Source organism: Micromonospora sp. NPDC005291 (assembly GCF_040607415.1).
Lineage (GTDB): Bacteria > Actinomycetota > Actinomycetes > Mycobacteriales > Micromonosporaceae > Micromonospora.
Genome location: NZ_JBEXGR010000002.1, coordinates 423,599 through 443,854, shown reverse-complemented (window position 1 = coordinate 443,854; position 20,256 = coordinate 423,599). Strand labels below are relative to the sequence as shown.

Below are 20,256 nucleotides of genomic sequence, written 5' to 3'. Positions count from 1 at the left end.
CGCCCTACGAGCGGTGGATCACCGCGGGCGGGGGCCGCCGGCAAGTTCGCGACGCAGCACGGGCAACACCTCGGCACCGAGGATGTCCAGTTGCTCCAGCACCGTGCTCACCGGCAACCCGGCGTGGTCGATCAGGAAAAGCTGACGGTGATAGTCACCGACGTACTCGCGGTAGCCGAGAACCGCGTCGATGACCTGCTGCGGGCTGCCCACCGTCATCGGTGTGGTGTCCATGTGCTCCTCCAGCGAGGGCCCGTGGCCGTAGAGGGGCGCGTTGTCGAAGTACGGCCGGAACTCCCGGACCGCATCCTGTGACCTCGGCCGGACGAAGACATGCCCGCCGAGCCCGACGACCGCCTGCTCGGCGGTGCCGTGGCCGTGCGCGGCGTACCCCTCGCGAAAGGTCTGGACCAGCCGGGCCGTGTGCTGCCAGGGCCACATGATGTGATTGGCGAAGAAGCCGTCACCGTGGGCTGCGGCCAGTTCCGCGGTCTCCTCACTGGACACCGACGCGTGCCAGACGAACGGCGGATGGCCCGCGAGCGGCCGCGGCACCGCTGTGAAACCCCGCAACGGCGTACGGAACTCGCCGGACCAGTCGACGGTGTCCTCGTCCCACAGCCGGCGCAGCAGTCGGTAGTTCTCGGCCGCCAGCCGGCGACTGTCGTCGGCGTCGCGGCCGAACCACGAATACACCGGGCCGGAGATGCCCCGGCCGAGCATGAGGTCCAGCCGGCCGCCGCACAGATGCTGCACCGTCGCGTAATCCTCAGCGACCCGGACGGGATCGTTCGTGGTGATCAGAGACGTTGCCGTGGAGAGCAGTATCCGGCTCGTCCGTGCGGCCAGGTAGCCCAGCAGCACAGCCGGCGCGGACACGGCGTACGTCGGGGTGTGGTGCTCTCCGACGGCGAAGACATCGAACCCGGCCGCCTCGGCGTGCTCGGCGATCCGTGCCGTGCTGAGTAGGCGCTCGTGATCCGTTGGCGCCCGGCCCGTCACCGGGTCGGGGGTGCGGTCGCCGAGACTGTAGACACCGATCTGCATACCCCCCAGACGAACGGGGCCGGCGACCGGTTCAGATCGTGGCCCGGCTCATCGGCCGGGGGTGGCCGCCGTACCCGCGCCGCGGGGCAGATATGCCGTGACGACGACCCGGGTGCCGCGGGTGACGGCGAAGTGAGAGAGATCGGCGATGCCGACCGGCAACTCGCCGTCGAGTTCCTGTACGCCGGCGCGCCCGGTCCAGTTGACCAGCGGCCGCTGCCGGCCGTCGAAGGTGTGACCGAAGAGTCGGTAGCCGACGCCCTCGGTCAGGCCGCTCAGGGTGGCCCGCACGATGACCCGGTCGCCTTCTTCGGTGAGGATGACCGACAGGTTCGCGCCAGAGTCCCGATCCGTCGCGGAGGCGACGGCGGTACGGACGGTGTTCGTCTGCACGCCCGGGGCCGGTGGGTCGAGCAGGGCCCTCGCGGAGAGCCCGGCCACCGTGAGGGTGAGCAGAAGCAGAGCGCTCAGGCCCGCGAAGGTAGCGGTACGCCAGGAGAAGAAACGCCTCCGCGGGGACTCGGCACGCTGGCCACCGCCCGGATGTTGGATGTCCGACGGGCGGTCGAAGCCGGGTCGGGAGGGGTGCGCGGCGGGCCGTTGGGCGGCCGGCTTCGGCGACGGTACGACCGGCAGCGCGGCCTGCTCCTGAATGGCCGGGGGCTCCTGGTGGACCGGTACGACCGGCGGGGGTTCCACCCGCTGCTGCGGTGGCTCCCTCCGCCCGAGGTCGGGCCCAGCGGCGGCAGGCACCGGCCGGGTGGCCGTCTCGGCTTCCGTACCGCCGCGCCGTAGCCGGAACCGGCGTCTGTCGGTCTCCTGGGCCTCTTTGCGCTGCGGGCCTGCCTGCTCGCGCGGCGGCTCCTGCGGCGCGAACCGCGCCGGAAAGGCCGGAGGCGCCGCCGTCCCCAGCGCCCCGTAGAGGTTGAGCAGGTGATCCCTGTCGTCGCTGAGCAGGGCCAGCGCGGCGAGCGTCTCGCACACCTCGGTCGCCGCCGCCCGGCACTGCTGGCACGACTGGAGATGGCGGCCGACCTGCTCGCCGCTACGCCGGTCGAGCGCGTCGAGGTGGTAGAGGGCCAGCAGGTCCGCCACATGGGCGTCCGTACCGGAGACGTCTTGCACCCTCATCCCCTCGTCCTGCTTCGACAAACGTCAGCCTGCCACCAGTGCCCCCGGCGCTGTAGTCCTCCAAGTGGGGACGACAACCATGTCCCCGCAGGCTCAGCAGTCCATGATCAGGTAACCGAGCCGGGTGCTCGACGAACGCCCGGACGAACTCGTTGCGCTGGGTCAGTTGGCGGACGGGGCGCCGGGGCCGCGCGGCGGTATCACCACCGGCGGCCCGGAGCGGGTGCCGGTCATGGCGCGTCTGGACGCTGCTGGCGCGACCTTGCTCCGATCGACGCCTTCGGCAGTGCCACGGTCTCGGCCCGGGTCCCCGGCCCGCCGCTGGCCACGGACGCGTTGCCGTCGGCTTGCTCGTCCTCCGGGTCGCGCTTCCCGCCCTCCGGAGACGGCGGGTCACTGTCCGGTTTACGGGGGGCCAACGGGGCCCGGGGCGCGGAGGCCGGAGGCAGAGCACCGCTGCGGACCGGCGGTGCGGCGGTCACCGGCCGAGGACCGTCGTCGTCACCGTCGTCCTCGGTCTCGTCGCGCAGCAGCCGGCGGATCCGGAACACGAGCAGCACCGCCGCCGCGAGCGCGACCAGCGCCACGATGGCCAGCAACGCCGACCGTCCGCCGGAGCTGCCGGAGGTGAGCCGTCCGCCCGATTCCCGCCCCGACGGGGCCGCCTGGGCCTCCTCGGGCAGCACCTTGGTGACCGCTGCGGCGGGATTGATCATGCCCCAGCCGTACCGACCGTCGGGCTGTGCGCCGTCGCCCATCTTGTCCGACGTCACCTGGAGACGATGGGCGACCTGCTCCGGACTCAGGTCCGGGTATGCGGCCCGGACCAGCGCGACGGCGCCGGCGACAAAGGCCACCGCGTACTGGGTGCCGCTGCCCGCGACGGCGCCGACACCGGTGATCCCGACGCTGCTCACGTTGACACCCGGGGCGACCACGTCGAGGCCACCACCGCGGTAGTCGGCGGCGCGCTGGCCGTCGACTGCCACGCCACCCACCCGCAGGACACCGGGGCCGATCTCCGCGTCCGGGTTGGCCGGAACCGAAGCACGTGAAGCGCCGATCACCACGACGACGCCCCGGTCCACCGCAGCCGTGATCGCCTTGGCGACCTCGGGCTTGGTCGTGTCGACATAGTTGCCCAGCGCGATGACTGTCGCACCCGCCTCGGCGGTGGCCTCGATGGCCGAGGCGCCGTCGGCCGGCTGGACCTTGGCGTCGGTGCCCACGATCCGGACCGGCATCACCGTGGCGTCGGGGGCGACGCCCTGGACGTCACTGCCCTTGGTGGACTGCCCGACCACCAGACCGGCCATGGCGGTGCCCGAGCCGAGGCAGTCGGTGTCGCCGCGGCCGCTGCCGCTGACGATGTCCATGCCGACGGCCACGTGACCACTGAGCGTCGGCAGGCTGCCATCCACACCGGAGTCGACGATCGCCACGAGTTGCCCCTTGCCGCGGCTCTGCGGCCAGGCCTGGTCGGCGGCCAGACGCAGGCTCGCCCAGTCGGAGCGACTGCTCGACGCCGCCGTCGTCGCACACTGCCCCTTCTTCGCGGGGCGCTGCGTCGGCGCCTTGGTCGGGACCGTGCCGGCACCGGCGACCCGCTCGGGCGGGATGGTGGGACGCGCCTTGGCGGTGGGCGTGGCCGCGGGCTTGCCAGGTTGCGGCTTGACCGGTGCTGCGGCCGGCGCCTTGTCGGGCAGCACGCCGTATCTGACGCCGTCGCCAACGGCGTCCCAGGGCAGCACCAGCAGCCAGCCGGCCCGCAACTTGTCCGGTTCCTTGAGGGTGCCACCGTCGGGTTGCCGGCGGCCGGTGTTGAGGTTGCGGATCTCGACGGAGCGAGCCCCGTCGCCGAGGAACCGGGCGGCGATGCTGGTGAGGTTCTCCGGCTCTCCTTGGTACGACGACCCGACGGCGTAGAACTTGACGTATTCGTCGGCGGCCGAAGCCGGGGTCACGGCTCCCACGATCAGAGCCACCATGACGCACACCGCGAGGCAGGCAGCGCGTGCCGACCGGGTGATCCAGAACATTCTCTACTTCCCTTTGTCGTCGCCCAAGGCGGATCTGCACACACGACGGCCGAAACGGCGCCATGGTTCACGGCCGGACGCATTCTGCGGTGGCATCGGATCCCGTCGTGCCACGCCGCCATCCGGCGCTCGCCAGGTGGGAAGGCAGCGTGCCTCAGCGCGGTGTCGCGGGCGTGGCTCTGGGAAGCTGCACCGTGACCGCCGGTGGGCCGTTCGCCTCGCTGATCGTCACGAAGGTCAGGTCGCCGAGGGCCACCCGCAGGTCCCCGGAGACCTCCTGCACGGTGTCGGCGCTGATCCACGTTGCGATCTCGCGCGCCTGGCCGTCGAGCGTCACCGCGTACAGCCGGTAGCTGGTGCCCGCGCGCAGGCCGGTGACCGTGACCCGCACGTGCACTCCGCCGTCGGTCTCCGACGCGAACACCGAGACGCTCGCACCGGTGCGGGGCTCACTCGCGGTCGCCGCGACCGTCACCACCTCAGGCCCGGCCTCGTCACTCATCCGATCCATCACGAAGAGGGCGCCGAAGCCGACGAACAGCACCACCGCAAGCGCCAGACCGGCCCGCATCAGCGCGAGCCGCTGCCGCCGGGGGCGCGGCTGCCGCCCGGGCCCGGCGGGCACCGAACGCCCGCCGCCCGGCCGGATCGCGTCGAAGCGGCCACGGCGGGCAGCGGGCGCCGCCGGCCGGGTGACCGGCGACGCCTCCTCGACAGCCACATCGTCGCTGAGCAGTGCGAGGGCGGCGACGACCTCGCACACCTCGTGGGCCGCCGCCCGGCAGTGCGCGCAGTCGCGCAGGTGCCGGTCGACGGCGTCACTGTCGGCTGGATCGAGGACGCCCATGTAGTGCGGACCCAGCAGGTCCGTCACATGGTCGCCCAGGGCGGGTAGGTCCGGCACGCCGCTCAGCTTCCCGGTCCGCCGCGCCCGGCCGGCGTCACTGCTTCACGAATTTCCACTTCTGGTCTCTCTGGTTGTCACGGCGCTCCAACTGTTCGACCCAGTATCCGTTCCAGGTGGTGCCGTTGTCCCTCGTCGGCCCAATATCCTCGCCGAGCAGCTCCATCACCTGGCCGGAGTGGCGGTTGGTCATGACCACCTTTTCGGCACCGACGTCCTCCAGCAGCCACTGCTGATTCTGGTCGTTGTCGTCACGTGCGTACACCGCCATTTTCGCGTTCTGCTGCATGGACCTGTCCTCCACAGCCAGGGCCATGTTGTTCCAGGCGTTCACGATGATGACGTGCCGCCTGTCCGGCGCCGGGTAGAGCCGCCAGCGCTGGTCCTCGTACCCCTCGTCCTTCCACAGCTGGACCCGGCTGCCGGGCTGCGTGTTCTGGTTGATGCCCGGGAGTTCCACCAGCGACGCGGCCCACGGGCTCGTCAGGCGGTACTTGGCACCCGCCTCGTACGCGAACAGCCTCGGGCCCTGGGGCTTCTCCTCGGCGGGCTTGCTGGGCTGGTTCGTAGGCTGGGCGAGCACGCTCTTGCTCGGCGAGGGCTGGACGCTCGGGCTCGCCGACGGCGTGGGGCTCGCCGACGGCGTGGGGCTCGGCTTCGCGGTGGGCACGGACAACCGGCTGTCCTTCTCGTACTCCGCGACGTGGGCCGGAACCTCGTCGGCCAGCTGACTGACGTTGACGCGGGGCGGTCCAGCCGCGCGCCGCACCGGGTCGATTCCCCACTGGTATGCGCTCAGCGCGAGCCGGTACGGGTCCTCGTTGTTGAGCCCGGACAGCTGTTGCGCCATGTCGCACATGGCGACGCCGAGCGCCGGGATCGCGTCCGCGGGTCGCCACACGGACGTGTCAGTGCCCGGCTGGTACTTCTCCCACAGGGCGGGCGTGAACTGGGCGACGCCCTGACGGTCCGACGTGCGCTTGTTCACGTCGAAGTCGGACAGCGTCCGCAACTGTGCCGCGATCCTGGCCGGCGTGATCTGTGGGCACAACTTTCCGGCGGTCTGGATCGGCTGTACGAGAGAGTCGGGCACCTTGAGTTCGCTGCCCGCCGCCGCGGCGACGACCGGCTGGGCTCTGTCCTTCTCGGAGAACTGCGGCTGCTCGGCGTACCAGGCCGCGTATGCCTTCACCTTGTCGACGTAGGACTTGGCGTCCTTCGGGACGCCGCGCGCGTCGAGCACCGCCTTGACCCCGGTCTGCTCCGCCGCGATGGCGGCTGGCCAGAGGTCACCGTCGAGGTCGGCTTCCCGAAGGTGGCCGACGTTCTCGCAGGTCCGGTGACCCAACGCGATGATGTTCGCCCGCCGGTCGGCGCGGTTGGCATCCGACGAGGGCCGCCACTTCTCCCACGCGGCCTGGTCGAGGCCGGCGATCTTGTCGGGGCCACCCTTGAAGCCGGACGCCGCCATGATCTGCGCGGCGAGCTTCGGCGGGTTGAGGGTGGGGCAGGACAGGGCCGCCTCCACGATGGCGGGCAGGTCGCCTTCCGGAACGGGCTCGCCGGCCAGCTTGTCCGGGTCGGCGGTGGCGGCCATTTCCACACCGACGGCCCCGCACGCCACGATGATGCCGACCAGGGCCACGATCTCGACGCGCTTCCGCGTTGACGATATGAGCCGTCGCCACGGGCGGTGCTGGCCACTTGCGGATTTTGTCATCGACTCACTCTTACGCTCAGGGGTGGAGAGGTCTCGTGCACATGACGGCACGGCAGCCACCCGGGTTCACAGCTGCTCGAATTTTCTTGGCGTGCCCTTGCCCGCATCGCCGTCGCCGGTCGATCGTCGCTGGCCTGCGGGATCGAAATCGAAGCCACGGCTGACGAGTGCCTCTCGCATGGCCCGCAGGGCGTAGAAGGTGCGTGACTTGACGGTGCCGGCCGGGACGTCGAGGGCGTCGGCGGCCTCGGATACCGACCGTTCCCGGAAGAAGATCTCGACCAGCGTGATGCGCAGCCGCTCGGGCAGGGAGTCGAGCGCGGCCCGGACCTCACGCGCGTCGAGGAGGCGCTCGATGGCGTCGTCCGGCTGCGCGTGATCATCGATGTAGCCGACCGGCAGCTCGGCTGGCCGGACGTCGGCGGAGCGCATCTGGTCGATCAGAATACGTTTGGCCACGGTGAACAGCCAGGCCCTGTTCCAGTGCCCCTCGGCGTTACGGGCTTCTGGATTCCGCCATGCCCGCAGCACCGTCTCCTGAACGATGTCCTCGGCACGGTGGACGTCGCCCCTGGTCAGTCGGGTCAGGAAGCTCAGCAGCACGGGCGCGTGGACCTGCTGCAGATGCCGCAGAGCGGCGACATCTTCGGGACGGTCCATGCTCGCACCCAGACCGTCCGCAGGGGAGTGGGCGCCAGCTGCCGTGCCGCTGGCACCGCTGACTTCTGGGGAGGGTCGCACGCGGCAAAGACTTGCACCGGGATCGCGGATTGTCTACTCAGCGACACATGACGGTGACAGCCTGGCCGGTTGGTGTCTGGGCTGTTCATCGCGGCGAGGTGTCCGGTGGCGTGGTGTCGGCCGTCCATCCCGCTCGCGGCGGTGACGACGATGTCGAGGCGGCGGCGGGTCTGGCGGTGGTGAGCTGCTCCGCCGAGGCCCGATCGTCGTGCTGAATACCGCCGGTGTGGCTTTCTGTGGCCCGTCTCTTGACTTCCCCTACAACCGGGCGTAAACAAAGCACAAGCAAAACGAAACGGCGGTGAAACAACAACATGTACGCCGAGGAACGACAGCAGGAGATCCTTCGCATCGCCCGGGACGTGGGCCGGGTCGAGGTGGCTGGCCTGGCCGACGGGCTCAACGTGACGTCGGAGACCATCCGCCGCGATCTCACCATCCTGGAGCGGGCCGGGGTGCTGCGCCGAGTCCACGGTGGAGCGATCCCGGTCGAACGGCTCGGGTTCGAGCCCGCGCTGGCGGCGCGTGACGCGGTGCTCATCGAGGAGAAGGAGCGCATCGCCAAGCTCGCCCTGAGCGAGGTGCCGGAGGAGGGCGCGATCATCCTCGACGCCGGCACCACCACCGCCCGGCTGGCCCAGCTGCTGCCGGTCGACCGAGAGTTGACCGTCGTTGTCAACTCGCCGGTCATCGCCACGACCCTCAGTACCTATGCCAACCTCAACGTCCTGCTGTTGGGTGGACGGGTCCGCGGGAAGACCCTCGCGACCGTCGACGACTGGGCGCTGTCGCCCTTGGCGAACCTCTACGTCGACGTCGCGTTCGTCGGGACCAATGGCATCTCGGTCGAGCGTGGGCTGACCACTCCGGACACGGCCGAGGCGGCGGTGAAGCGGGCGATGGTCCGCGCGGCCCGCCGCACGGTGCTACTCGCCGATCACACCAAGCTCGGCAACGACTATTTGGCCCGGTTCGCCGAGCTGGCCGACCTCGACCTGCTCATCACCGACAGCCGTGCCGACCTCGACCTGGTCGGTGACCTGGAGTCCGCGGGCGTTCGGGTGGTACGCGCATGATCGTCACCGTCACCCTCAACCCCAGCCTCGACCGGGCCGTGGAGGTCGATTCGCTCACCCGGGGCGAGGTCATCCGGGCTGCCACGGCCCACCTTGACCCCGGCGGCAAGGGCGTCAACGTGTCCCGTGCCCTGCTGGCCAACGGGGTGCCGTCGGTAGCAGTGTTGCCGTCTGGCGGCGACGAGGGCAACCAGCTCATCGGCCTCCTCAAGGCGGAGGGTGTGGAGGTCCTCGCCGTGTCGATCTCCGGACGCACCCGTTCCAACATCACCCTGGCTGAGCCCGACGGCACGGTCACCAAGATCAACGAGCCTGGTCCGGCCATGTGCCGCGCCGAGTTCGACGAGGTGATCGACCGCGTGCTCACCCGCGCCAGCGGCGCCGACTGGGTCGTGCTGTGCGGCAGCGTCCCGCCCGGTCTGCCCGCCGACGCCTACGCTCAGCTGTGCCGGAAGCTGCGCGCTGCCGGCGTCAGGGTCGCCGTCGACACCAGCGGTCCCGCCCTGCGCGAGGCCGCCCTGGCCGGGGCGACCCTCCTCAAGCCCAACCGCGACGAACTGGCCGAAGTGGTCGGCACCCCGCTGACGGACCTCGACGATGTGGTCGATGCCGCTCAGTGCCTGCGGGAATGGGGAGCCGGCACCGTCGTGGCCAGCCTCGGCGCTGACGGCGCTGTCCTCGTCGACGCCGAAGGGGTCCGCACCGGCACCTGTCCGGTCGCCCGGCCCCGCAGCACCGTCGGTGCCGGCGATGCGCTGCTCGCCGGGTTCCTCGCCGCGGGCGCGCAGGGTGCCGCCGCCCTCGCTGAGGGCCTGGCCTGGGGCGCCGCCGCGGTGAGCCTGCCCGGCAGCCGGATGCCCGGCCCCGCGGACCTGTTCCGCCACGACGTCACCATCCACCCCTAGCCGGACGAGCTCCTTCCCCTGCGCCCGTCTGGACCGCCACTCCTGAAGGAGATACCCCCGTGACCTCCTCCTCCTACACACCAGAGGTGAAGGGCCAGGGCCTCAGGGCCACGGTGCAACGCCTCGGCGGCTACTTGGCCGCGATGGTCATGCCCAACATCGGCGCGTTCATCGCCTGGGGCCTGATCACCGCACTGTTCATCCCGACCGGCTGGATCCCCAACAAGACCCTGGCCGAACTGGTCGGGCCGATAATCAGCATCCTGCTACCGGTGCTCATCGGCTACACCGGCGGTCGGCTCGTCCACGGCCAGCGCGGTGCCGTCGTTGCCGCGGTGGCGACCATGGGCCTCGTCGTCGGCGCGGATGTGCCCATGATCCTCGGCGCGATGATCATTGGCCCGCTCACGGCCTACATCCTCAAGCTGTTCGACGGCCTGGTCGAAGACAAGATCCGTCCCGGCTTCGAGATGCTGGTCGACAACTTCAGCGCCGGCATCATCGGCGCCGCGATGGCCATCGGCGGTGTCTACGGCATCGGCCCGGTGGTCGAATGGCTCACCAAGCAGGCCGGCTCGGGCGTCGACTGGCTCGTCGACAAGGACCTGCTGCCGCTGACCTCGGTGCTCGTCGAACCCGCCAAGGTGCTCTTCCTCAACAACGCCATCAACCACGGCGTGTTCGGCCCGCTGGGCATCGCCGAGGCGGCCGACAAGGGCAAGTCGATCCTGTTCATGATCGAGTCGAACCCCGGCCCCGGCCTCGGCCTGCTGCTCGCCTTCATGGTCTTCGGCCCCCGCGCGCTGCGGGCCAGCACCCCGGCCGCGATCATCGTGCAGTTCCTCGGCGGCATCCACGAGATCTACTTCCCGTACGTGCTGATGAAGCCGAAGCTGATCCTCGCCATGATCGCCGGGGGCGCCGCCGGCGTCGGCACCTTCGTGATCACCGGTGCGGGCCTGGTCGCCACCCCCTCGCCGGGCAGCATCTTCGCCTACCTCGCGGTCACCCCCAAGGGCGACTACTTCGGGGTCATTCTCGGCATCGTGATCGCCGCCGCCGTCACCTTCGCGGTCGCCTCGGCCCTGCTCGGCTTCGGCCGCGGCGAGCCCGTCGAGGCCGCTCTCGGCCCGGACGAGGAGACGGTTGCCCGCCCCGACGAGACCCTCAACAAGTCGGCGAAGCAGGAGGTCTGAACATCATGCCCACCATCAACGGCACTGAGATCAAGAAGGTCGTCGTCGCCTGCGACGCCGGTATGGGCAGCAGCGTGATGCTGGCCAGCCAACTACGGCGGCAACTGGCGAAGAGCGCGGTGACCGTCGAGCACACGCCGGTCAACTCGATCCCGGCGGACGCAGACGTGGTCATCTGCCACCAGGGGCTCGCCGCACGGGCCCGTGTCAGCGCGCCCGACAAGGTGATCGTGCCGATCCAGGTGTTCATCGGCGACCCGGCCGTCACCAGGGTCGTGAACGCGGTGCAGCGCGGTGGTGAACTGAGTGGCTGAGTTGCTGGCCCGTGACGCGATCCGGCTCGACGAGCGGGCCGGATCGCGGGACGAGGCGATTCGCCGCTGCGGCGCGGTACTCGTCGAGGTCGGCGCGGTCGCCCCGGCGTACGTGGACGCGATGCTCGCCCGCGAGCAGAGCGTCTCCACGTACATCGGGGAGGGCGTCGCCATCCCGCACGGCACGCTGAACAGCAAGGAGTCGGTCCAGCGCGACACCCTCGCGGTGCTGCGCTTCCCAGACGGCGTCGACTGGGACGGCTTCGACGTGCGGGTCTGCGTCGCCATCGCCGCGGCCGGCGACGGGCATGTGGACATCCTGGCCCAGCTCGCCTCGGTGCTGATGGATCCGGCGCAGGCGCAGCGGCTACGAGAGTCGACGAGTGCCGATGACGTGATCACTATTCTTGAAGGGAAGCCATCGTGAAGGTCGTCCGATTCCACGCGCCCGGTGACATCCGCATTGAGGACGCGCCCGAGCCCACGCCGGGCCCCACCGACGTGAAGATCCGCGTCCGGGCATGCTCCACCTGCGGCACCGACGTGAAGATCTCCCGCTTCGGCCACCACCACATCGCCCCGCCGCGCGTCATGGGCCACGAGATCGCCGGCGAGATCACCGAAGTCGGTGCCGACGTCACGGGCTGGCAGCCGGGGGACCGGGTCCAGGTCATCGCCGCCATCCCGTGCGGTACGTGCGCCGAGTGCCGGCGCGGCCGGATGACCGTGTGCCCCAACCAGGTGTCGATGGGATACCACTTCGACGGCGGGTTCGCCGAATACCTGGTCGTGCCGCACAACGTCCTCGACGTCGACGGGCTCAACCGGATCCCCGAGGGACTCAGCTTCGCCGAGGCGTCCGTCGCCGAGCCTCTCGCCTGCGTCCTCAACGGCCAGAATCTCGCCGGTGTGGGGGAGGGCGACGACGTGGTCGTCGTGGGCTCCGGGCCGATCGGCTGCCTGCATGTCCGCCTGGCCCGGGCGCGCGGCGCGACCCGGGTGTTCCTCGTCGACCTCAACCGCGAACGCCTCGACCTGGCCGCCAACCTGGTGCAGCCGGACGCGGCGATCTGCGGCGCCGAGACCGACGTCGTCGACGCGGTGCTCAAGCTCACCGAGGGCCGGGGCGCCGACGTCGTCATCACCGCCACGGCCGCTGGCGCCGCCCAGGAGCAGGCGGTGCAGATGACCGCGCGGCAGGGCCGGATCAGCTTCTTCGGCGGCCTGCCGAAGGACAAGCCGGTCATCTCCCTGGACTCCAACCTCGTGCACTACCGCGAACTGACCGTCGTCGGTGCCAACGGCTCCAGCCCGGAGCACAACAAGGAAGCGCTGCGACTCATCGCCAACGGCTCCGTGCCGGTCGCCGACCTCATCACCCACCGCCTGCCGCTCGACCGCGCCCTCGACGCCTTCGGCATCGTGGCGCGCGGCGAAGCGATCAAGGTGACGATCGAACCGTAGGAGGATCCGTTGCCCACCAGAACAGTCCTCGTCGGCTCCGCCAGCGGGCTGCACGCCCGCCCGGCGGCGCTGTTCGTCGCCGAAGCGGCGAAGCAGCCGGTGCTGGTCACCATCCGCACCAGCGACAAGAAACCCGTGCCGGCCCGCAGCATGCTCGCCGTGCTGTCGCTCGGCGCCAAGAAGGGCACCGAGGTCACCCTGGAGGCCGACGGCGATGACGCGCAGGCCGCCGTCGACACCCTGGCCGACCTCCTCGAACGTGATCTGGACGCCGTCGATGCGTGAACTTCGGGGGATCGGGGCCAGCCCCGGTGGTGCGGCGGGGCCGGTCTACCGGCTGGCCCCGCCTCCGGCCCTGCCGCCGTTGGTGGAGACCGTTGATCCCGGGGCCGAGAAGGCGGCCGTCCGGGCCGCGGTCCTCGCCGTCGCCGCCGACCTGACCCGTCGCGCCGACACCGCCCTGGACGCGACCGCCGCCGAGGTCCTGCGCGCGCAGGTCATGATGGCGCAGGATGAGACGCTCATCGACGCGGCCGACATCGCCATCGAGGGCGGTGCGGACGCGCCGCACGCGATCACCGACGTGCTCGCCGGGCACCGGGCCGCCTTCGAAGCCGCGGGCGGGTACCTCGCCGAGCGGGTCAGCGACCTTGACGACCTGCGGGACCGCCTCGTCGCGGCGTGCCTGGGGCTGCCGATGCCGGGCGTGCCGGACCCTGGCCATCCGTACCTGCTCATCGCCCGTGACCTGGCGCCCGCCGACACCGCCGGCCTCGAACCGGCCCTGGTGCTGGGCCTGGTCACGGCCGAGGGCGGGCCGACCAGCCACACCGCGATCCTGGCCCGGACACTCGGTATCCCGGCCGTGGTTCGCTGCGCGGGCATCCTGGACGTGCCCGACGGCACGTTGGCCAGTCTCGACGGCGCGAGCGGCGTCGTGGTGGCCGGCGTCTCCGCCGAGACGGTGACCACTGTTAACGCGGACCGGCTCGCGGAGATCGAACGCCGCGCCCGCTCCCAAGGCCCCGGGCGGACCGCGGACGGCCATCCCATCGCGCTACTGGCCAACATCGGCTCCGCCCGCGACCTCACCGGCGAGGTTGAAGGCGTCGGCCTGTTCCGCACCGAGCTGCTCTACCTCGACCGCAGCGACCCGCCGTCGCACGAAGAGCAGGTCGCCGCGTATCGCGACGTCTTCGCCGCGCTGCCCGGCCGCAAGATCGTCGTGCGCACCCTCGACGCCGGCGCCGACAAGCCGCTGCCGTTCCTGCGTTTGGCCGATGAACCCAACCCTGCGCTGGGCATCCGTGGTCTGCGGATCGCGCGGCAGACACCCTCCGTGCTTACCACGCAGCTGGCCGCAATCGCGGCGGCGGCTGCGGCGGCGGACGCCGACGTTTGGGTGATGGCGCCGATGGTCGCCACGGCGGCGGAGGCGGCCGCGTTCACTGAGTCCTGCCGCGAGCACGGCCTGCCGACCGCCGGCGTGATGATCGAGGTGCCGGCCGCGGCCCTGCGCGCCAGCCAGGTGCTGTGCCACGTGGACTTCCTCAGCGTCGGCACCAACGACCTCAGCCAGTACACGTTCGCCGCTGACCGCATGTGCGGCGACCTCGCTGAACTGCTCGACCCGTGGCAGCCCGCGCTGATCGCGCTCCTCGCCTCCTGCGCGGCAGCCGGCGTCGAGGCGGGCAAGCCGGTCGGTGTGTGTGGAGAGTCCGCCGCGGATCCCGATTTCGCCCTGGTACTGGCAGGCCTGGGCATCACCAGCCTGTCCATGGCGCCCCGCAGCATCCCGGCGGTGCGCGATTCCCTGGCCGCGCACACCCTGGACGACTGCCGCCAGATCGCCGAGGCGGCCCTGGCCGCCCCCAGCCCGGAGGCAGCCCGGGCGGCGGCGGCCGGTGCTTCGCGCCGACTCCGGTACGGCGACGTCGTGTCCGTGCGGTGAGCCGGTCACGGTCACCGACGATTCGTCATGATCGCAACACCGCTGTCACCGGCCCAGTGGTTACGGACTAGCAGGGGTGCGGTTGGCCATCAAGGTTCGAAACCTGCCGCGCCCACACCTTGACCAGCAAGCGAAACGAGCCACCGGGTGACCGGTGGCCCGTTTCGTCTCAGCCGTTCGTTCAGACTTCGGCGAGCGTCAGCGTGACTTGCGCCGCCTGCCGCATCGGATCACGCCCCGTCCAAGTGGACGTAGACCCGATCAAAGCGCAGTTCGGCCAGATCCTGGCGCGGAATCACCCAGCTGATGAGGTTCTGCTCTCCGCCGTTGAACATGTCGGTGCCATCCGCCGAGGCCAGCAGAACCCAGTCCTCGTCCTTCGGTGGTTCCGTGCCGGGGTCCGGCGGATTTACGGCCTTCAAGGCTGCGTCGATGGGACCGTTGTTGAGCTCGATGGGACAGCCGCCCAACTGCACCCCTCTTGTGCCGAGTGGGTATACCTGCGAGTCTTCCCACGCCCTGGCCAGGTCCTTGCCGCCCGGATGCTCGGGAGTGGTGCTGTCGTCGGCAGGGTGGGAAGGGTGATAGGGGACGATCGTCAGACGCAGACTCTCCACGGGCCACGGGCCATCTTCGTCTTCATCGTCTTCGTTCTCGTCTTCGTCTTCGTCTTCGTCGATCCAGGGTCGCTCGGCGATGGCTGCTCCGGCGGGGACATACAGCACCGTGCCTCCGAGGTCGCAACACGCGTCGCCGTCGTTGTGGGAGAACAGCAGCAGCTGACCGTCGGAGGGCAGGGGCAGGTCTGTCGCCTCGGCAGGCAGGGCCGCGCAATCGATCGAGGTGACAAGTGTGAACGGTGGGTGGGGCACGTCGGCCGGAAGCCACGGATTGCCACCCCACCGGCCCGCCACCGGCCCGTCTCCGTAAGGGAGGAGCGTCGCAAACGGGCGGAGGCCGCTAATCCATCGTTCGACATCGGCTGGCGGGATGCTCTGCTCGGCCGCCTTGGCGCGGAACGGATCGATGAAATTTTGCGAGTACGTGGAACTCATGCGCGGCAGTGTAGAGATGAGCCCCGACAGCCCAGGGCGACGGTGGCTGTGGCACTGCAATGTCGTCCACCTACAACAAGGACTACTGGCACAAGTCCAATGGCTCGATGCCGTTGAACCACCACGAACCCAACTTCAACGGCCACACGTTCCAGTACGGCTACGAAGCAATGCCGGCAGGGCGCCAAACACGAGGGAAAGGCCGCCCAACTCGCTGATCCCGACCCATGCGATGTCGTCATGCTCCTCGGGTGCACGGTTGGTGGGAGAGCCGACCCAGTCTCCGATTTGCCAGACGCCCACGTGGACGGCGTCCTCGCCACTGCCGGCATGCAGGTCGCCCAACCGTGACGAGGACTCCGCCACAATCTGAACCCCTAGCTCCTCGTGCATCTCACGCGCGAGGGCCTGTAGTTCCGACTCACCCGCTTCGACGTGCCCCCCGGGCAGATCCCAGAGATCCGGGTATGCCCGGCGGGTCGGGCTGCGGTGTACCAGCAGGACCGCGCCGTTCTCCACGAGTGCGCCGCAGACGACGACATGCATGACGGGATTAGAGCACAGGGATAGGACAAGCTTGCTCCAGCCAGAGGGCACGCGCAGACAGCCGGCTCTGCCGCCGAGCGTGCACCGGTCACCGGTGCTGGGGTGTTGCGGCCGCGGGTAGGTTCCCAGGATGATCGCCATCCATGACGGCCGCCCGCTTCTTTTCCTGGACGTCGATGGCCCGCTGATCCCGTTCCGGGCTCGGCCGATCGGGCGCACGCCCGCCACGGGTGACGGCATCGCGTCGGCAGAGACGTCGGGCAGTCCGCTGATGGATCGCCTTGAGCCGGCGGACGGTCGCACGTTGCTGGGGTTGGGATGCGAGCTGGTTTGGGCGACTACCTGGATGGCCGACGCGAACGACATCGTCGCGCCACGGCTCGGGCTGCCGCAGTTGCCCGTTGTCGATTTCCCGGACGACGACGAGATGCCTGAGCGCGGGCTGCATTGGAAGACGCCCGGGTCCGTCAATGGCTCGGAAGTCGGTAGCACTCCGTGATCGGTCTCACTCTCACGCTGCTGACAGGGCGCGCAGCGGCCGTGAGCACGGCGAAACGTCGGCATTGACGCGTGGTGAACGACGGCTATCCCGGAGGGCGGTCCTGCGCCGATCATTGCCCCAGATCGATGTGAGTCATTCTCACCTCCGAGCGGAACGCCCGGGCACGGACGGCGAGGGGCCGGCACCGGCAGCCGGGCGTACCGAACGGCCCGACTCCGCGTCCCCGGAGGATCGCCATGCCCAGACCCGCCCTTCGCGCCCGGCTCGCAGCGTTCACCGCCGCCGCCCTGACCGCGAGCGTCCTGACGGTCATCCCGCCGTCACCGGTGCTCGCCGCCACCACCTTCACCCCCGACGACTACTGCCTCGGTCAGTGCGCCGACATCCTGCCCCCCGGGCAGAACGGCAACGCCACGCTGGTCGCCATCCTGGCCCACCAGACGCTCGGCACTCGCCCGGCACACTCCAGCGACCAGCTCGACGAGTACGCGAACCTGGTCTACAACTACGCCGGGCTGACCGACGAGCAGATCGCCCACTTCTACAACGACGCCTCGTTCGGCGTCCCCGCCGCGCAGGTCGAGAGCACCATTTCACCGCGGGCGGACGTCACCATCGTGCGGGACAAGGCGACCGGCGTCCCGCACGTCACCGGCACCACCCGCGCCGGCACCATGTTCGGCGCCGGCTACGCTGGAGCACAGGACCGGCTCTGGGTGATGGACCTGCTGCGGCATGCCGGTCGCGGCACGCTCACCTCGTTCGCTGGCGGCGCACCGGGCAACCGTGAGCTGGAGCAGAGCATCTGGGCCAACTCGCCCTACTCGGAGGCGGACCTCCAGGCGCAGGTGAACGCGCTGCGCCTCAAGGGCACCCGGGGCCAGCAGCTCTACACCGACGTGGTCGACTACATCGCCGGCATCAACGCCTACGTCGACAAGTCGATCGCCGACGACAACTACCCCGGCGAGTACGTGCTGACCGGCGCTGGCAAGCCGACGCACTTCACCATGACCGATCTGATCGCCACCGCCGGTGTGGTTGGCGGGCTCTTCGGCGGGGGCGGTGGCAGCGAGATCCAGTCCGCGCTGGTCCGGGTGGCCGCCCGGGCCAAGTACGGCACCACCGAGGGCGACCGGGTCTGGCAGGCGTTCCGCTCGCAGAACGACCCGGAGGCCGTGCTCACGCTGCACGACGGGCAGAGCTTCCCGTACGGCGCGACACCGCCGGGCGCGACCAGCGCGGTGCTTCCGGACGCCGGCACGGTGACCGCCGAGCCCCTCGCCTACGACGCCAGCGGCGGGGCCGCCGCCCGCGCCGGTGCCAGCACCGCCACCGAGGGTCTGCTCGGCGGGCTGTCCAACCTGCGCGCGCACGGCATGTCCAACGCGGTGGTGGTCTCCGGCCGGCACACCACCACCGGCAACCCGGTCGCCGTGTTCGGCCCGCAGACCGGCTACTTCGCCCCGCAACTGCTCATGCTTCAGGAACTCCAGGGGCCGGGGATCAGCGCGCGCGGCGCCGCGTTCGCCGGGCTGAACCTCTACGTGCTGCTCGGCCGCGGCCAGGACTACGCCTGGAGCGCCACCTCCGCCTCCCAGGACCTGACCGACACGTACGCCGTGCCGCTGTGCACCACCGACGGCAGCGCCCCGACGCTGCGCTCCAACCGCTACCTCCACCGGGGCCAGTGCCTGGCGATGGAGGTGCTGGAGCGGCGCAACTCCTGGTCGCCGACGTTGGCCGACTCCACCCCGGCCGGCTCGTACACGCTGCGCGCGCTGCGCACCAAGTACGGGCTGGTGGCCTACCGGGGCCTGGTGAACGGGCAGCCGACCGCGTTCACCAGGCTGCGCTCGACCTACCGGCACGAGGCCGAGTCGGCGATTGGCTTCCAGGCGTACAACGACCCGTCGGCCATGGGCAGCGCGGCGGCGTTCCAGGCGTCCGCGGCCAACGTCGGGTACGCGTTCAACTGGTTCTACGTCAACTCGACCGAGGCGGCGTACTTCAACTCCGGCTCGAACCCGGTCCGGCCCGCCACCGCCGACCCGAACCTGCCGACGAAGGCCGAGCCGGCCTACGAGTGGGTGGGCTGGAACCCGGACACCAACGACGCCACCTACACCCCGCCCTCGACCCATCCCCAGTCGGTCAACCAGGACTACTACGTCAGCTGGAACAACAAGCAGGCGCGGGACTTCGGCGCGGCGGACGGCAACTTCAGCTTCGGCTCCGTACACCGGGGTCAGCTGCTCGACGGCCCGGTGCGCGCCGCGATCGCCCAGCGAAAGCTCGGCCGCGCCGACGTCGTCAAGATCACCGCAGACGCGGCGGTGACCGACCTGCGCGGCCAGCAGGTCCTCGGCGAACTGCTGCGGGTGCTCGACAGCACGCCGGTCACCGATCCGGCGCTGGTCGACGCGGTGAGCAAACTGCGGGCCTGGCAGCAGGCCGGCACCCGCCGGGTGGAGACGTCACCTGGCTCCAAGGTCTACCAGCACGCCGACGCCATCCGGATCTTCGACGCCTGGTGGCCGTTGCTGGCCGCAGCCCAGTTCCGCCCCGGCCTCGGGCCCGACCTGTATGCCGCCCTGGTCGACGCCATCGAGGTGAACGAGGCACCGTCCGGCGGCCAGAACGGCGGGCGTGACGGCGCCGTGAGCTGGGCGCCGCAAGGGCAGGCGCACAAGGGCTCCTCGTTCCAGTACGGCTGGTGGGGCTACGTCGACAAGGACCTGCGCACCGTCCTCGGCGACCCCGTCGCCGGCGGGTTGGGGCGCGCGTACTGCGGCAACGGCAACCTCGGCGCGTGCCGACAGGGGTTGCTCGCCACGCTCGGCCAGGCCGCCACGGTGCCGGCCACCACGGTCTACCCAGGTGACACGTCCTGCGGGGCCGGCGACCAGTGGTGCGCCGACTCCATCGCCCAGTCGGGGCTCGGCGGCATCACCCACCCGCTGATCGCCTGGCAGAACCGTCCCACCTACCAGCAGGTCGTCTCGTTCCCGGCGCGCCGGGGTGACAACGTCACGAACCTGGCGCAGGGCCGTCCGGCCACCGCGTCCAGCACCCAGTTCCTGACCAGCAACACCCCGGGCAAGGCGGTCGACGGCAGTCTCGGCAGCCGGTGGTCCAGCAGCTACAACGACAACCAGTGGCTCAGGGTTGACCTCGGCACGGCCCGGACGGTCAGCCGGGCGGTGCTGCGCTGGGAGGCCGCGTACGGCACCGAGTACCGGATCGAGGTCTCCGGCGACGGCACCTCCTGGCAGCCGGTGTTCAGCACCACCACCGGCAACGGCGGCGTCGACAACGCCACCTTCGCGCCGGTCAGCGCCCGCTACGTGCGGGTGTACGGGGTCAAGCGGGCCACCTCGTACGGGTTCTCGCTCTACGAATTCGAGCTCTACGGACGGTGACCACGTCTGGAGGGCCGGCGGGAATCACCCGCCGGCCCTCCGGGGCGTGCGCAGCGCCATGGCCGGCGGGCAGGGCAAGCCGGCGTTCCCGAACACGACGAGGCCCGAGGAAACCGGATGCAGAACCTCAAGGTCGCGTGACATTCCTGGTGGGCACGGACGGGGACCGGGCGCGCGAGGCGCTGGATGGGTCCGCGGATGAACAGGTTGAGCGGTAGCGCATCCATCGGCAGGCGGCGGGGC

17 protein-coding genes and 1 pseudogene are annotated in these 20,256 nt (G+C 70.5%); 10 read left to right on the top strand and 8 right to left on the bottom strand.

All coding sequences use genetic code 11. The annotated features are described in order from the left end of the window. Window positions 1-18: 18 nt before the first annotated feature. The 6 genes from ABZT18_RS04195 to ABZT18_RS04170 form a co-directional block, all read right to left on the bottom strand. Window positions 19-1,047, bottom strand: a complete 1,029-nt coding sequence (locus ABZT18_RS04195; protein WP_354992329.1) for a CE1758 family FMN-dependent luciferase-like monooxygenase — start codon at window positions 1,045-1,047, stop codon at window positions 19-21. 48 nt (window positions 1,048-1,095) lie between these two features. Further along, on the bottom strand, window positions 1,096-2,178 hold the full coding sequence (locus ABZT18_RS04190) for a hypothetical protein (protein ID WP_354992328.1): 1,083 nt from the start codon (window positions 2,176-2,178) through the stop codon (window positions 1,096-1,098). A gap of 230 nt (window positions 2,179-2,408) precedes the next feature. After that, window positions 2,409-4,142 (bottom strand): S8 family serine peptidase, encoded by a 1,734-nt coding sequence (locus ABZT18_RS04185; protein WP_354992327.1) that lies wholly within the window; start codon window positions 4,140-4,142, stop codon window positions 2,409-2,411. Window positions 4,143-4,371: 229 nt separating this feature from the next. Then, on the bottom strand, window positions 4,372-5,121 hold the full coding sequence (locus ABZT18_RS04180; RefSeq protein ID WP_354992326.1) for a zf-HC2 domain-containing protein: 750 nt from the start codon (window positions 5,119-5,121) through the stop codon (window positions 4,372-4,374). 37 nt (window positions 5,122-5,158) lie between these two features. After that, window positions 5,159-6,841, bottom strand: a complete 1,683-nt coding sequence (locus ABZT18_RS04175) for an RICIN domain-containing protein (protein ID WP_354992325.1) — start codon at window positions 6,839-6,841, stop codon at window positions 5,159-5,161. Between the two features lie 66 nt (window positions 6,842-6,907). Beyond that, window positions 6,908-7,501, bottom strand: a complete 594-nt coding sequence (locus ABZT18_RS04170) for a sigma-70 family RNA polymerase sigma factor (protein WP_354992324.1) — start codon at window positions 7,499-7,501, stop codon at window positions 6,908-6,910. A 395-nt stretch (window positions 7,502-7,896) separates the two neighbouring features. Between ABZT18_RS04170 and ABZT18_RS04165 the strand changes: the two genes are divergently transcribed. From ABZT18_RS04165 to ptsP, 8 genes are read left to right on the top strand one after another with little or no spacing between them, the layout of a single operon-like run. Next, the gene (locus ABZT18_RS04165) at window positions 7,897-8,658 is read left to right on the top strand and encodes a DeoR/GlpR family DNA-binding transcription regulator (RefSeq protein ID WP_354992323.1); all 762 of its coding nucleotides are present in this window, start codon (window positions 7,897-7,899) and stop codon (window positions 8,656-8,658) included. Beyond that, entirely contained in the window at window positions 8,655-9,563 is a 909-nt protein-coding gene (gene pfkB / locus ABZT18_RS04160; RefSeq protein WP_354992322.1) for a 1-phosphofructokinase, read from the top strand. The genes ABZT18_RS04165 and pfkB overlap by 4 nt, the downstream gene beginning before the upstream one ends. 59 nt (window positions 9,564-9,622) lie before the next feature. After that, a complete protein-coding gene (locus tag ABZT18_RS04155) occupies window positions 9,623-10,759 on the top strand; it encodes a PTS mannitol transporter subunit IICB (RefSeq protein ID WP_354992321.1) in 1,137 nt (378 codons plus the stop codon). Between the two features lie 5 nt (window positions 10,760-10,764). Next, window positions 10,765-11,073 carry a PTS lactose transporter subunit IIB gene (locus ABZT18_RS04150; protein WP_354992320.1) on the top strand — a complete coding sequence of 103 codons (309 nt, stop codon included), beginning with the start codon at window positions 10,765-10,767 and terminating at the stop codon, window positions 11,071-11,073. Then, entirely contained in the window at window positions 11,066-11,500 is a 435-nt protein-coding gene (locus tag ABZT18_RS04145; protein ID WP_354992319.1) for a PTS sugar transporter subunit IIA, read from the top strand. The genes ABZT18_RS04150 and ABZT18_RS04145 overlap by 8 nt, the downstream gene beginning before the upstream one ends. Then, window positions 11,497-12,537 (top strand): zinc-dependent dehydrogenase, encoded by a 1,041-nt coding sequence (locus ABZT18_RS04140; RefSeq protein ID WP_354992318.1) that lies wholly within the window; start codon window positions 11,497-11,499, stop codon window positions 12,535-12,537. The genes ABZT18_RS04145 and ABZT18_RS04140 overlap by 4 nt, the downstream gene beginning before the upstream one ends. A 9-nt stretch (window positions 12,538-12,546) precedes the next feature. Beyond that, window positions 12,547-12,822 carry an HPr family phosphocarrier protein gene (locus ABZT18_RS04135; RefSeq protein ID WP_354992317.1) on the top strand — a complete coding sequence of 92 codons (276 nt, stop codon included), beginning with the start codon at window positions 12,547-12,549 and terminating at the stop codon, window positions 12,820-12,822. Beyond that, on the top strand, window positions 12,815-14,488 hold the full coding sequence (gene ptsP / locus ABZT18_RS04130; RefSeq protein WP_354992316.1) for a phosphoenolpyruvate--protein phosphotransferase: 1,674 nt from the start codon (window positions 12,815-12,817) through the stop codon (window positions 14,486-14,488). The genes ABZT18_RS04135 and ptsP overlap by 8 nt, the downstream gene beginning before the upstream one ends. 230 nt (window positions 14,489-14,718) lie before the next feature. Here the strand turns inward: ptsP and ABZT18_RS04125 are convergent, their stop codons facing one another. Together ABZT18_RS04125 and ABZT18_RS04120 are read right to left on the bottom strand one after the other, a co-directional pair. Continuing rightward, complete coding sequence (locus ABZT18_RS04125) at window positions 14,719-15,543, bottom strand: DUF1963 domain-containing protein (protein WP_354992315.1); 825 nt, start codon at window positions 15,541-15,543, stop codon at window positions 14,719-14,721. Window positions 15,544-15,678: 135 nt separating this feature from the next. After that, window positions 15,679-16,089 (bottom strand): NUDIX domain-containing protein, encoded by a 411-nt coding sequence (locus ABZT18_RS04120; RefSeq protein ID WP_354992314.1) that lies wholly within the window; start codon window positions 16,087-16,089, stop codon window positions 15,679-15,681. A gap of 130 nt (window positions 16,090-16,219) precedes the next feature. On the opposite strand from ABZT18_RS04120, the pseudogene ABZT18_RS04115 reads away from it, so the two are divergent. Continuing rightward, window positions 16,220-16,546 (top strand): annotated as a pseudogene (locus ABZT18_RS04115) (hypothetical protein); the annotation flags it as partial. A gap of 281 nt (window positions 16,547-16,827) precedes the next feature. Continuing rightward, window positions 16,828-20,013, top strand: coding sequence for a penicillin acylase family protein (locus ABZT18_RS04110; RefSeq protein ID WP_354992313.1), 3,186 nt, complete (start codon window positions 16,828-16,830; stop codon window positions 20,011-20,013). Window positions 20,014-20,256 lie beyond the last annotated feature (243 nt).